This window comes from Mucilaginibacter gossypii, assembly GCF_017569325.2.
Taxonomy (GTDB): Bacteria; Bacteroidota; Bacteroidia; order Sphingobacteriales; family Sphingobacteriaceae; genus Mucilaginibacter; species Mucilaginibacter gossypii.
The window spans coordinates 1,292,697-1,306,672 of the sequence record NZ_CP071878.2; the positions used below are offsets into that span (position 1 = coordinate 1,292,697).

Here is a 13,976-nt window from a genome sequence, read left to right on the forward strand (position 1 = left end):
AAGGGTTTGCTTAAAAATCCGGGGCGAAACTAAATTTAACGCCATATTCCGCAGCCCCCGGATGGTCAAGGTAATTAAACCTTTTGATCCCGTCTATCCGCAAAAACTTAAAGATATTACCTATACCCACTCCGGCTTCTATATAAGGTTTAGTGCCTAAAGCATAAGTGCCATTTGCCCCGTTACCACCTACCGGGAACCGGAACAAGTTAGATGAATAAAGTGGATTATTTTCGTTGCGCAAGCCGCCGAATAGTATTTTGGCTGATAGAAATTCCCTCCATTTCAGGTGTTTTATCAATGGGAATTTATTCAGCAAAAAGCCGCTGAAGCTATGAGTTAAGTTAATACCCGCATAATGATCGCTTACAAACTCAAGGTAAGTTTGCTGGTTATAGGCATCCTCATCATAGGCAAGTGACTGGTTAGCCGGGGCCAGATTGAGGAGTGGAAATGGCACTTTACCCACTAAATAATTTCCAAGTACAGTAATATCAGTATAACCAAGCTGAGACAGGTAAAACCGTTTGAAAATGCTTGCTTTAACACTGGTGAAATCATATTCACCATTGAACAGGCCTTTAAAGCCATGATTGATCTGCAAATTCATGATCGGGTATTTGCTGTAGATGGTGCGGCGGTATACCGTTCCCTGTAAAATTTGCTCATGCGGTGCATACCTGAAAGCGAGGTTCAACTCGCTGGTAGTAATGTCATGAACCATAGTGTTGGCATCATCATTATATTGAAACACTAATGCCGCGGCGGGGCGCTGGTTCCAGTTTCTAAACGCGAGATCGAACGAAAAATGGTTTTCAAAGTCCTTTACATATTCAATTTTGGCAATCTTACTATAAAGCCAGTATATTGTTTTTCCTGTTGAAAACGATGCAAGCGCGGCTTGCTGATTGATAGTAGAAAGGTCCCTGCCTGGTACATTAACATCATTTAAATAGCTTGCCTTAAGGTAGTCATTAGGGTAGCGGTAAAAAGGTGTTTTATTGAATGAATAGAAAGTTGCGATATTGTATTTATAAGCCTTATCGCGAGTACCATAGGCGCCAAATCCTTCAAAATAAATTGATTTGCTTAAATCGGTGGTGGTACGTCCGCCAATCTGAAAGCGGGAGCCTTCCTGGCTGTCCCGGGAATAAAATGTGCCAATGGGGCCTATCAGCACCGGGCCCGCCTTGGCATAACCTCCGGTAAACGTAGCTGCAAACCAGGTTGCCCGTTTAAATTGCGGCATTTTTTCTAACCGCGAGATGCGGGGGTACATCTTTGACTGATGATCGGACAGTGTATCCGGCCGGTTATGAGCCCAGTATGAGGTGTCGGGCTTGTCTGCATCGGGAGCTATCTGCAATTCTTTGCCCTCATAAAATGCGGCGGGAAGCGGTTTGTCTGCTATATAGTTAGAGAAAATTACCGTTCGTTCGCCCATTAACCCAAGGCCTTTGTTTTTTAAAATGCCGAAATCGGCTTTAACATCGCTTTTGCTTAAAAAATACCGGCCGTTAGGGTTTTGCTCAAAATCAAGCGTGATCTTGAGCGTTCGCATGAAGTTAATATTGATCTGTTTGTTCACATTAAGTTCACAGCCTCGGACGGCATAGTTGCCCGTCATACTTACAAGCAATTTACCTTCAAAAAGCAAGTCGCCTTTGGTACGCGGTGTAAAGCTTAGTTCAATCAGTTTTTCTTTGGCTGTTTGTATGGTGTCAGTAATAAAAAATTTGTAATAATTGGGCGAGTGATCTGCAATAGGGCTCAGGAACTGGTTGGTGATGATAAAAACATTGTTATCATAAATATCAATTACATTACCGTAAAGGCGGTTCATATAAACATCAAGGCCTGCCGTATCAATAAATTTAAGGATGTTGGCTTCTTTTTGCGCTTTAAGTACCTGGATAGATTTAGCCGGATTTTTGCGATAATAGTTTTGATATTGTTTTTCGCTGAGATAAGCGGGGAGCAACACCTGGGTTTGCCCGTTATCTTTTACAGTATCAAGCATAAACTTGTACATCTTAAAATAACGGCTGTTCATCAGTTTAGAAGGAACGTCGATAAATGACAGATTGATGCGCTCATACTGGTCGTATTGCAGGTAATCGGCGCTTTCCATGCGGTTTTGCTTTTTATGGTCGATCACCTGCTGGATAAGCTCAACCGCCGGGTTGCCTTTATTACGGTATCGTTGTTTCTTTCCGGAAACAACCTTAACTTCTTTAAGCTGGGTTTGACTATCATGTAACCTGATGTGCAGAACGTTTACCAGTCCAGGTTTAATCACTTTTGTAACGGTCTGATAGCCAATATAAGAGAAGGTAACATGTGTAAAAGCTCCCGGGGCGTTTAACTCAAATTTCCCGTCCGGATCTGCAATGGTTCCGTACCTGCCGCCAACAACTTTAACATTAATACCCGGAAGCGGTTGCCCGGAGGCGTCATCTACCACTTGTCCTTTAATGCTCGTTATTACCTGAGCTGATGGTTTTTTAACGCTGTCTGGTTGTTGTGCTGTGCTGCACAACGGAAACAACATAAGGATAAGCAATGGAGTTAAAAGATTAGAGAATAGCAGTCTTGTTGAGTTTGACGTTCGGGAATAAATCTCAAAAGAGGATAGCAAATTGTGGTAGATTAAGGGTACAAAAAGTGTTTAGTTTTATTCATATTCCGGGCGTGTGCCCGGAATAGGCTTTTCAATTGTTTTAAACGTACAAATTAAATTTGAATTGTTACAAAAGATAGTATTATTTTAAGATTAACATGATTTTGACAGCCATATTTAATCAATTTTAATAAACTTTCCGCTTTCGTCAAATAATAGGTCTTTCCCTTTTATTTCTGCCTCAAACATTTTTTTGCCTGCTGCATTGGTTACACGCCCGGCTTCTTTAATTTTTGTGCCTTTATAATTAGTTTTAACATATTCAAAAACAGCAGGAGGTAGTTGGTTAACCGGTATCGCATCCACTTCCTCAACAAATTCGCCCGATGGCATAAAAGTTACCGAAGTATCCTCGCCCGATTTGCCTCCCCAGTTGGCTTCATAATTTCCTTTCTCTTTTTCCCAGGTTACTTTGGTTGCATTTGGATATTTTTTGGCGAGGCTTTGTTTCACAGCTGCCGGAACATCTAATGTGTTGGCTGCTTTTGCTGCAATTCCGATACTGAACAGGCAGGCAGTTGCGGATAATAAAATGGCCTTTTTCATAAGTGCTTTTATTTTGATTTACACTAATTTAAGAGAGCAATCTGGAGGAATATGGTACAGGCAAAACAGCTTGATTTTAATTGAAACAAACTTGAATGGGTTTGAACCGGTGTTTGTAATTAACCACCGCTAACTTTGTTTTGCAGATAGTAAATCCAATAAAATAAACATAACCATTTTACCATGAGAATTTTAATTTTCCTGCTTGTGTTGTGCTGCTTTTATAGCTGTGTAAGCGCTCAAAGCAATTTTTTCAATAACAAGGACGCTTACCTTGGACAGCCGCGTCCCAATGATACTCCCCGTGTTTTTGCTAAACAAATGTTGGTGCCCGATAGTGGCATAGCCATGGGGCGGTCGGCCTTTTCTGCAAATGGTAAGGAGTTCTATTACGGCAACTCCATGCACTGGTTTAATGCAAAAGGTAATAAGATCCGTTATTTTAAATATGATGATAACAGATGGCAAGGCCCTTTTGTACTTAACTATGATTATAGCACACCAACTTTTTCTGTTGATGGCAGGAGCATGTACTTTGCAGGCAAAGGCGATGGTAAACATTCATATGTTTGGATATCACATCGCAACAAAGACGGTTGGACAGATCCATCTGTATTTCTGAAAAAGGGTTATGGCCTTTACAATTTTATGCCGACCAATAGCAGAACTTTTTATGTAGGTAGTAACGGTGATAAGGGCAACGTAAGGGACTATAGTACTTACGATTTCTGCACGCTTACCATCTCCAAAACAGATACAGTTATTAAAAGCTTAGGACCGGTTATCAATACACCGGCATTCGACGGCGATTTCTATGTAGCGCCCGATGAGTCATACATGATCATCAGCTATAAGGAAAAGCCAGATTACGAATGTGAGCTCGGGATCACTTTTCGTAAGCCGGATCATAGCTGGACAGCGCCGTTAAACCTTGGTGCGCTGATTAATGATAGTGATGCCCACCGCTGGGGCGAATATGTTACTCCTGATGGTAAATACCTGATTTATACCAAGGGCACCAGCGAAAAGGATTGTTGCCTTTACTGGGTAAGGTTTGATACGTTGAAGGCAAAACTAAAAAAGGAGGCGTTGGGTAAATTACTCGCCAAGCTTACTTTATTTCCGGCCCATAAAATTTCAAACCTAAAACACCTGTCATTATCAGTAGCATGAAAAATATTTCCACGTAGGAGAGGCGCTGATTTAAAAACGAAACCTCTACTAATTTGATCAGGATAAGGGTTACCGCTGTCCATACAGCATATGCTACGGCGGTTGGCACCAGTTTTATAGCCAATGAGAAGAAATAGATATTGCCGATGCCAAAAACAATATAGCCAACAAAAGGTAACCAAACAGGCAGGCCATGTTGCAGACTTAATACAGAGTTAAGACGAAGTGCCTTCAAATCGCTGAATTTCATGAATTTTAGCGAGAATGTCCAGGCCGCTTCAAATGCGGCTGCGATTAAAATATATAGCCAGGCCAATATGTTGTTAGTTTTGTTGTAGTACGTTTTCTTGTTCGGATACTAAGGTAACGGGTTGCTGCTCAATCTCCAATTTAGGTGTGTTGTTTATTTTAACAGGAAGTAAAGTTTTCATCCAATTCATAAACCGTGGCCGCAGGTGATAATACCAGTTAAACCAGCGGTATTTGAGCAGCGTTTTTTCATCGAAGCGTTTTACGCTGAATGCATGCTGTAAAAAGTAATCTTTGGGGTAATCATAATAAAGGCCCCAGTTTTCGGGCTTGTTGCCAGGCTTGTGGCCAGGATCGTAAGCGGTGCCGAACAGGTAATCCCAAAATGAAAACTTGGTTGCGAAGTTGGCGTGAAAAACTTCCTGGTAATTGGCATGGTGCCATAAATGCAATTGGGGCGAGTTAATGATGTACTTAAGCTTGCCCATGTTTACCTTAATATTGCCGTGTATAAACATGCCAAACATGGCATCTAACATAGCTTTTATCGGTATAACTATTGGGTTTGCACCTAACAAAATGATAGGTGCAAACTCAATGGTTTGATTAATGATGATCTCCATGATATGCGAACGCGAACCGGCTAAAAAGTCAACCTCCTTGCCCGAGTGGTGCGCCTCATGAATACGCCAGAAAAATTTATTGGAGTGCTGAAAGCGGTGAAACAAATAAATATAAAGGTCATGCGTAAACAGGAAAAACAATACTTGCAATGTTACAGGCCAGTTACTTATTAAATGCAGATGCGACAGATCAAAATGCGCCTCTAAAGGCTTAATGATATAATCGAAAATGAGGATTTTTAAAAAATAACTTTGTATCAGTGTATACCACACCAAATCAATCCAAAACCCTTCCCTGAAAAATTTCAAGCCTTTTCTGTAAGGCGATATTCGTTCCCAGGCAATGATGAATCCTATCCAGCAAAAAAGGATAATAGATGTAATTATGGTGGTTAGTTTTTCCGGAGACATTATGATTTAACGCTTGGTTTCTCTTTATATTCGTCGCTGATGTTTACCCTTAAACGTTTCATTGGTGCAAGTTCTGATTCGTAAACACGTTTTTCACCGTCACCAGCTGCCGTTTCAACATCCCTGATGTCGCGCACTAAACGTTGTAAACCCTGAGGCTCAACAGAAGCAGCGTGGTCAGATCCCCACATGGCACGGTCGAGCGTAAAGTGGCGCTCAACAAAGGTAGCGCCCATAGCTACTGCACCTACGGTAGTTGCCAAACCTGTTTCGTGGCCCGAATAGCCGATAGGGATGCCCGGATATTTATTCTCCAGCGTCTGGATCATTTTAAGGTTAAGCTCATGCGGAGGGCATGGATAAGCTGAAGTTGAATGAGCAATAAACAGTGGATAGTTTTCATCAAAGGCATTGATATAATCCATAGTTGTTTCGATCTCTTTCATGGTCGACATACCGGTTGAAAGCATTAACGGTTTGCCGGTTTCAAGGATACGCTGGATCAGGGCAAAGTCGGTTAATGACGCCGACGCCAGTTTGTAAAGGATGGTATCAAACTGTTCCATAAAGTCGACAGACGGTGCGTCCCAGGCAGATACAAACCAGTCGATACCTACTTTTTTGCAATATTGGTCAATGGTTGCATATTCGGCTATGCCAAATTCGGTTTTACGTTTGTAGTCGATATAGGTGATGCGGCCCCATGGGGTATCACGCATAATTTCCCACTGATCGCGCGGCACGCAAATTTCAGGTGTGCGTTTTTGAAATTTAACCGCATCGGCTTTAGCTGCTACAGCCTCATCAATTAATTTCTTACAAATTTCAAGTGAACCGTTGTGGTTAATGCCAATTTCGGCAATGATATAGCTTGGCTGGCCTTTGCCAATTACCCGGCCGTTTTGTAAAGTGATGGTAGCATTTCTTTTACCCGCTAAATATTTATCGTTTTTGGCTTCGATAATCAGTTCGGCAAATTCACGGAAGCACCCATCGCCACCATTTAATGAACTTACGAAGTCTACCTGAGCTTTAACGTGCGGTAAAGCATCGGCAGGAGAGGCGGTAAGGCCAGCCAGCTTCATCACTTCCAGGTCGTTGTAATCATCGCCGATAAAAGCAACTTCGGTAGGTTGCAGCTCTAAGCGGCTGCAAATTTCTTTAAAAGCAGCTACTTTATCTTTTGTACCTAAATGCAGTTCGGTAATGTGTAATTTTTCTGCTCTTTTAATTACTGACGGCGAGTTTTCGCCGGTAACAATACCAGTATTTACATCAGCAAATTTGCGAAGGCGTTCAACCCCCATACCATCGCGCATGCTGAATTTTTTTAAAAGCTCGCCGTCATGATTGTAGTATACTCCGGCATCTGTTAAAACCCCATCGTTGTCGGTAAGCAATAATTTAATGCCGGCCGCTTTTTGTTTTAAAATCTCGTTCATAATAGTTGGTTTAAATTAAATAGCTGTCCACCCCCCGTCCACAACCAGGTTAGCGCCGGTCATATAAGCCGATGCCTCGCTGGCCAGGAATATAAGCGCGCCCTGATAGTCTGACGCTTGGGCCATGCGCCCTAATAAAGTTTTTGCTGAATAGTTGCCAATAAAATCTTCGGTTTGCCCGGCTTCAACGCCGCCCGGAGAAAGTGTATTTACCCTCACGCCGGTATGGCCCCAATAGGCTGCTAAAAAGCGGGTGAAATTGATGATAGCCCCCTTGGTAACCGGGTATGCTGCCGACTTGTAAAAAGTTTGCTGCCCAAGCGAATCGCGGTAAATGCTTTGATCGGGCCCAACCATGCCATAGGTTGATGCTATATTGATGATACTACCGCTGCGTTGCAAGGCCATGTGTGTACCAAATACCTGTGAGCATAAGAATACGCCGGTAACATTTACATTAAGCGATTGCTGAAAAGCCTCCAACGGATAGTTTTCAAACGCAGATAGCTCCTTGGCCATGGCCGGGTTCTCGAACTTATCGTTAATGGCGGCGTTGTTTACCAATACATCAACCGAATCATATTTATCAAGTGCTGCGTTGAGCGCATCAATTAATGATTCCTTGCTGGTTACGTCAACGCCCAGCCCTAAATTATTATCGCCCAGTTCTGCGGCAAATGCCCTGGTTGCTTCAGCGTTTATATCGGCCACTATTACGTTTGCACCTGCTGCTGCAAGGGCTTCGCAATGTTTACGACCGATGAGCCCTAAAGCACCCGTTACAACTGCAGTTTTCCCTTTTAATGAAAACAGATCCATGACTTAGGCTATACTTTTTGGTTTAATGTTATAATTGCTCACCTTACGGAAAACGGCCTCTAACACTTCGCCTTTTAATTGATCTTTGATATTACCGCTTTCGATGGCTGCTTTTAGCAATGGCAATACATCACGGTAAGCAGCAAGGATGTAGTCGATATCTTCGGTGCTATGGCTGTAACACATATTGTGGAAGCCTGCCCAAAGCACACCGCGTTTTATCATTTCCTGCTGCATGAAGGTTTTTACTTCCAGTCCGTTACCGGCATCAGGAGTAAAGGTTACCATGTTGCGGCAGTTAAAACCTACACAACGGGTGTATTTATCAACGCCCAATTCAATGGCAAGGCTGTTGTAGCCATCTTTTAAAAGTGCACCATGCTCGTCAAGGTATTGTGGTACCTTTTTATCGCGAAGCTCATTGATAGTAGCAATGCAAGCCGCTAATGATAAAGCCTCGCCGCCAAAGGTTGTATAGCTAAATACTTCAGAGTTGAACAACTCCATCACATCGGCACGGCCTGTTAACAATGCTATTGGCATACCGTTGGCACATGCTTTTGAAAACACAGCCAAATCAGCTTTAACATTGAAATATTCCTGCGCGCCACCAACTGCTATACGGAAGCCTGTCCACATTTCGTCAAAAATGAGCAAGGTGCCATTAGCTTTGCATACTTCTGCCAGTTCCTGCAGATAGCCCGGTTTCGGTGCCTCAAAAATGAAAGGCTCCAGTATAAGGGCTGCAACTGTTTCATCCAAAGCCGCTTTTACTGATTCAATGTCATTATATTCAAAAGTGTAAGTTAAATCCTGGATAGCTTCAGGCACACCCGAGTTACGGCTGGTAATACCAATATACCAGTCATGCCAGCCATGGTAACCACAGCAAAATACTTTATCCCTGCCGGTAAATGCACGTGCCACGCGGATAGCTGCCGAACAAACATCAGCTCCTGTTTTAGAGATCTTTACCGCTTCGGCATTAGGCACAACTTGTTGTACCAGTTCCGAAAGCTCAACCTCTAAAGGATGCATCAGTGAAAAGGTGATGCCATCATTTAATTGCCGACGGATAGCTTCATCAACGGCGGGGCAGGCATAACCCAAAGAGATTGGGCCGATGGCCGAGTTTAAATCGATGTATTCGTTACCGTCAACGTCCCATACGTGCGATCCTTTACCTTTTACAAGGTATTTTGGCGCTACGCCTTTGGTAAATTGCCCCGGGCCTTTGGCAAGGGTTTGGGTAACCGGTTTCTGAACCTTTAAAGCGCGTTCGTATAATTTATCTGACTCGGTAATGTTTGGATAATCGTTGTTAAGGTCTATTTTATTAGCCATGGTCAATATTTTTATTCTGAAAATTCAGGTGTTAAAATTTGTGGTTGGTTGTGGGTAGTTTGGTAGCCCAGTATTTTTTCGGCAATCTGTTTGCCTGTAAAACCTTCGTGCTCCAATACGGAAGGAAGCAGGGCAGGCCTGAACCATTTTTCGTTCAGCGCCACAGGCAGTACGTTAGCTGTGGTACGGTGTTTTAATAAAACTTCGGCTACAATGGTGTAAAGACCGCCGGTTAAAAAATGGTCTTCAAGCGTAACTACCAGTTTGCTTTGTGCCGATGCTTTTAATATAGCCTGCTCATCAACAGGTTTAAGGCTGCGCATGTTGATCAAACCAACAGAAAGGCCTTCGCTTTTCAGTATTTCAACTGCGATCAGTGCCTGCTCAAATAATAAGCCGTAGGTTAAAATGGTTACATCGCTGCCCTCAGCTATCACTTCGGCTTTGCCTATGGTAAAAGGCTCGTGCACATAGGTGGTTTTGCGGGTATTAATTCGGGTATAGGCAGGGTTTTTGCTTTCCCATATCTGTGGCAGCATTTTTACCAGGTCGTCTTCATCGGCAGGGGCAAAAACGGTTACGTTGGGGATACCACGCATGATAGAGATATCTTCAATAGCCTGGTGGGTAGGGCCGTTACCGTCTGATAAAAAACCAGGTATGAATGAGCTTAGTTTAACCGGCAAATTGGCGATTCCAACATCGGTGCGTACAAACTCAAAAGCCCGCATGGTTAAAAAAGCGGCAAGGGCATGTACAACAGGCGTGCGGCCACGTAAGGCTAAGCCGGCCGCCGCACCAATCATGGTTTGCTCGGTAATACCGGTATCAATAAAACGTTTGCCTAATATACCGGGCAGGTTACGTACCAGCGCGCGGTTTTCGGCGGTCATTACAATCACCTGCTCGTTGGCAAGGGCTGTTTGGGTTAAAAGTTCTTCGTAACTCATCTTATCGCACCACTAAAGTTTCTGATGTTAATGTTGTTTGATGTTCGCCGTGCAGCTCTAATAAAAGTTGCTGAATCTCGTCTGCATTGAAATTACAAAACCACCTGTCGGCGCGTTCCTGTATGCTTGGCAGGCCTTTGCCGCGTAGGGTATCGGCAATAATTACATTCAGTTTCCCGTCATGGAAAGGGAACGCGCCGAAAGCTTCGTCAAGCTCGGCAAAACTGTGTCCGTTTATTCTTTTAACGGCTGCGCCAAAGGCTTCAAACTTATCGGCAAGCGGCTCCAGCGGAATCAGGTCTTCCGTACGCATATTGGCCTGGAAGTGGTTGCGGTCAACCACGAATAGCAGGTTATCCAGTTTATAAGCGTTGGCTACCAGCATGGCTTCCCAGCAGGTGCCTTCGTTCAACTCGCCATCGCCCAAAATGCAAACAACTTTGTTTGTGCCGCCGCTGATCTTCAGGTCCAGAGCAACACCAATAGCCACCGAAGGCAAATGACCTAATGAGCCAGAATGAAATTCGATGCCCGGGATTTTGGTGTTGGGGTGCCAGTAAATATGATCATTAAGTAGCAGGTGGTTTTTTAAACGTTCTTTTTCCAATAAACCCAGCTCGGCAAAGGTGCCGTACAGGGCGGGTACATCGTGGCCTTTTGACAGAAAAAGGTAATCGCGGTTTGGATCATCAAGATTATCCTTTTTAATGTTTAAAAAGCGGCTATATAAATAAACAATAAGGTCCACCGCCGATAGCGATGCACCTGTAAAACACCCGCCATCGGTAGACATGCGGATGATGTGCTCCCGTACCTTCAGAGCGGTGCCTGTTAATTCCTGGTAATTGTTGTTCTCCACTGTTATCATTCGCTTGTTATAATTCCTGTAAGTTTTTTGTGGGTGCCTGTTTGGTTTGGGCAGATGTAATGGTTTTTAGCTCATCTACATGGTGCCTGTACCAGTTTACCCCGGCATATTGTGCATTGATATTATAGATCTCGGGTTTTTGAGTTAGCAGGTTAAGGATATCATCGCACGAGAAATTATTGTTATCTGCATATAATTCGCGGAATACCCGCTCTATAAAATAATAGTCTTCTGCATAGTCAATCGTAAACCGGTGCGACATGGAATAATCCAAATCGGCAGGCCAGGTTACGTTACCAAGCCTGAATAATTGAGGATTTTCCCATATATAAGGAGTGGTATGCTCCAGTTCCAGCTCCCGGCTTGCTTGTTCCCAAGCTTTGGTGAGGCAATCCATGGTCATGATCTCCACATCGTTGCCATCGGGATATGTAGCCGGGTGCAGATTGCTTACAAAATCAAAGCTGTTACGGTTGGTAAAAAAGTAATCCAATACATGGTCTACAATGCGCGGATCGATGAGCGGGCAATCAGATGGGATTTTTAATACAACATCTGCATTATGCAATTTTGCGGCCTGGTAATGCCTGTCGAGCAGGTTATTCAGGCTGCCGCGATAATAAGGGACACCTATATTGATAGCTTCATCGATGATGATATCATCATCCGGCGTTTCGGATGTGGCAATGATCACTTCAGCCTCGTGACTGATCATTTTAAGCCGTTCAATCATCCTTGCCAGCAGGCTTTTACCCAATATAGGCAGCATTACCTTGCCAGGTAAACGGCTCGAAGCCATGCGGGCCTGTACTACAATTAATATTTTCTGTTTCACGGTAAATAATTACCAGTTCGCTATTAGTTCTTCGGTTAATTGTGCTTCCTGCTTACCAACCTGGTATTTTTCCATAGCAAGTTCCGGGTCAAAGCTTTCCTTATCGCCATCGTGGTTTAAAAAACCGCGGCAAATGGCAGCGATATTTCTTGCCGATACGCCATCGTTTTGTATCGGTGCAAGCCTTTTAAGCTCATTAACATCAAAAAGCGAATGAACTTTTTTACCTAAGGCAATACCAGTATAAACTACGGTTGAGTATTGGGTTATAAGCTCACAACAATTAGCTATCATGTGGTTAGTATTGCCTTTGCTGTATACCAATGTACCGGCCGGCGTATTGGCGTAGATTTCTTTTTCCGCACGCTCGACATTCTCATTCGGGTGAAGCTTAAAAAGTAATGGGCGGCCGTCTGCAATTTTTACCGCTTTTTTAATAAAGGCAATCCTGTTTTCAATACGAAAGGTTTCGCGCATATCTGTGGTGGCCACCATTACATAGTTATGGTGCGGAAAATCATTATTAACGTGCTGAACCAGGTTATCATAGTTTGGCATGCCTGTTACCACAATTTTGCGTTCGCTGGTACCTTTACCTGTAAAGTACTGTTTGTAACCTTCTGATGCGGCACAATAGACATCACATATGTTTGACGAACCGTTTAACGAGGTGTTGCCGCAAAGCGTGGGGGGTAGCTTTAGGGCTTTAACAACACTGCTCCACGGAGTGTAACGATCAATCATACCCTCCTGCACCCAAATGGTTTTAATGTTGCGCATGCGCGGGGGCACAACCAAATCGGTACAGAATACAACAAGGTCATAATTGTTTTTTTGTGCCCTGAAATCAATTTGTAAAGCATGTTTTTGAAGGTACTCTTCAGAAATAAGCCTGAATTTGGTAGAAAGCACTGTACCGCTAAGCAGGGTAGTTTTATTAATAATGGTATTTAAGGTAGTATTATCAGTAAACAACTGGCTAAACCAGCAGTCAAAATCAGGCAGCTCATTAGCTATCTGGTGCATTTGAGTGGTTTGATTAATTGAACCGGTAATGAATAATATTTTCTTCATCCTTTTATTTCAATTAGCTTTAATTCCCGAAATTTTAATTGTGAAAGACATTAAGGTATAGACCGATTTTGTATAGATTCTGTAGTTAGCCGTTGTGAAAAGAAATTGGCCGGATAACATAGTAATGTTCTTAGGTTGAGCAGTTGTCATATCAAAAATCAAAATATTGCATTGGCAATTCTTTACAAAATCCTGATTCAGAATTTAAATAAGAAGTTGCCATATCTGGCTAAAACTTATGATTTGATAAATGTAGGAGGGTAGTTTTTAAATAATGAAAACCCAAAGTTATCAAATCGTTAAGCCGTATTTTTCAGTAAATTATTTATTAACAAACGCGCCGCTCTGTTAATTGCTTTAAACAGAGGGTTATAGTGCAGGAGATAGAACTAAAAAACGTAAAATGCAGTAAGGTTAATTGAAATACAAGTTACAATCAATTTACACTATTGCAAAATTTTTCTTACAAACAGTAAATAGATATTATAATTCCTAATTTAACTGGTTTTTTTTAGGGGAATGTAATAATAAAAGCATTGCCAGAGGCTCAGTCCGTTTTTAGGTGCATTAAATATTGCAGAACTTTTGTGATTGGTGATCATATGAAAGTTTAGCCTACATAATTAGGTGTGGCTAAACCATTACCTTAAATATGATTAAGATGGCGGTAAGAAATAATACGATCATCCCAGCCAGAAAAAGGTAATCGGCCACGGCTTCCGAACGTCCACCGGGTTTTATATTTCCCCGGATAGACAGAAAAGACAGTATACAGCTTAGCATAAAGAAAACAAGTGCTATGGTTACTGTTTCGTCAATATAGGTCCGGTCGGACATTTTCAGGAATTTCAATGAGGTAAGCACCACAAAGCACAAGCCCAGTAAATTTGATGCTGCGTTAAGGATGTGTGGCGATTTATCGTTGCGGGTCATACAACCATAAAACTAATAAAATTTAATAT

The 13,976-nt window shown here is 42.6% G+C and carries 13 protein-coding genes; 1 reads left to right on the plus strand and 12 read right to left on the minus strand.

Features of this window, described 5'->3' with window-relative positions:
- Positions 1–10: 10 nt before the first annotated feature.
- Both J3L18_RS05630 and J3L18_RS05635 read right to left on the minus strand, forming a co-directional pair.
- The gene (locus J3L18_RS05630; protein WP_129567618.1) at positions 11–2,551 is read right to left on the minus strand and encodes a DUF5686 and carboxypeptidase-like regulatory domain-containing protein; all 2,541 of its coding nucleotides are present in this window, start codon (positions 2,549–2,551) and stop codon (positions 11–13) included.
- 246 nt (positions 2,552–2,797) lie between these two features.
- Positions 2,798–3,226, minus strand: a complete 429-nt coding sequence (locus J3L18_RS05635) for a PepSY-like domain-containing protein (protein WP_129567619.1) — start codon at positions 3,224–3,226, stop codon at positions 2,798–2,800.
- 183 nt (positions 3,227–3,409) lie between these two features.
- Between J3L18_RS05635 and J3L18_RS05640 the strand changes: the two genes are divergently transcribed.
- Positions 3,410–4,399: a PD40 domain-containing protein gene (locus tag J3L18_RS05640; RefSeq protein WP_129567620.1), complete on the plus strand. Its 990-nt coding sequence runs from the start codon at positions 3,410–3,412 to the stop codon at positions 4,397–4,399.
- Here J3L18_RS05640 and J3L18_RS05645 read toward each other — a convergent pair.
- From J3L18_RS05645 to J3L18_RS05690, 10 genes are all read right to left on the minus strand, one after another.
- Positions 4,338–4,715 carry a DMT family transporter gene (locus J3L18_RS05645; RefSeq protein WP_208102497.1) on the minus strand — a complete coding sequence of 126 codons (378 nt, stop codon included), beginning with the start codon at positions 4,713–4,715 and terminating at the stop codon, positions 4,338–4,340. The genes J3L18_RS05640 and J3L18_RS05645 overlap by 62 nt on opposite strands.
- Before the next feature lie 7 nt (positions 4,716–4,722).
- The gene (locus J3L18_RS05650; protein WP_129567621.1) at positions 4,723–5,682 is read right to left on the minus strand and encodes a sterol desaturase family protein; all 960 of its coding nucleotides are present in this window, start codon (positions 5,680–5,682) and stop codon (positions 4,723–4,725) included.
- Positions 5,682–7,124, minus strand: a complete 1,443-nt coding sequence (locus J3L18_RS05655; RefSeq protein WP_129567622.1) for an N-acetylneuraminate synthase family protein — start codon at positions 7,122–7,124, stop codon at positions 5,682–5,684. The genes J3L18_RS05650 and J3L18_RS05655 overlap by 1 nt, the downstream gene beginning before the upstream one ends.
- 15 nt (positions 7,125–7,139) lie before the next feature.
- A complete protein-coding gene (locus J3L18_RS05660) occupies positions 7,140–7,943 on the minus strand; it encodes an SDR family oxidoreductase (RefSeq protein ID WP_129567623.1) in 804 nt (267 codons plus the stop codon).
- Positions 7,944–7,946: 3 nt separating this feature from the next.
- Positions 7,947–9,287 (minus strand): aminotransferase class III-fold pyridoxal phosphate-dependent enzyme, encoded by a 1,341-nt coding sequence (locus J3L18_RS05665; RefSeq protein WP_129567624.1) that lies wholly within the window; start codon positions 9,285–9,287, stop codon positions 7,947–7,949.
- Positions 9,288–9,298: 11 nt separating this feature from the next.
- Positions 9,299–10,237, minus strand: coding sequence for a transketolase family protein (locus tag J3L18_RS05670; RefSeq protein ID WP_129567625.1), 939 nt, complete (start codon positions 10,235–10,237; stop codon positions 9,299–9,301).
- Between the two features lies 1 nt (position 10,238).
- Complete coding sequence (locus tag J3L18_RS05675; RefSeq protein ID WP_129567626.1) at positions 10,239–11,105, minus strand: transketolase; 867 nt, start codon at positions 11,103–11,105, stop codon at positions 10,239–10,241.
- A 7-nt stretch (positions 11,106–11,112) separates the two neighbouring features.
- Positions 11,113–11,940 carry a cytidylyltransferase domain-containing protein gene (locus tag J3L18_RS05680; protein ID WP_223266066.1) on the minus strand — a complete coding sequence of 276 codons (828 nt, stop codon included), beginning with the start codon at positions 11,938–11,940 and terminating at the stop codon, positions 11,113–11,115.
- 9 nt (positions 11,941–11,949) lie between these two features.
- On the minus strand, positions 11,950–13,014 hold the full coding sequence (locus tag J3L18_RS05685; RefSeq protein ID WP_129567627.1) for a UDP-N-acetyl glucosamine 2-epimerase: 1,065 nt from the start codon (positions 13,012–13,014) through the stop codon (positions 11,950–11,952).
- A gap of 633 nt (positions 13,015–13,647) precedes the next feature.
- The gene (locus tag J3L18_RS05690) at positions 13,648–13,947 is read right to left on the minus strand and encodes a hypothetical protein (RefSeq protein WP_091162570.1); all 300 of its coding nucleotides are present in this window, start codon (positions 13,945–13,947) and stop codon (positions 13,648–13,650) included.
- Positions 13,948–13,976: the final 29 nt, after the last annotated feature.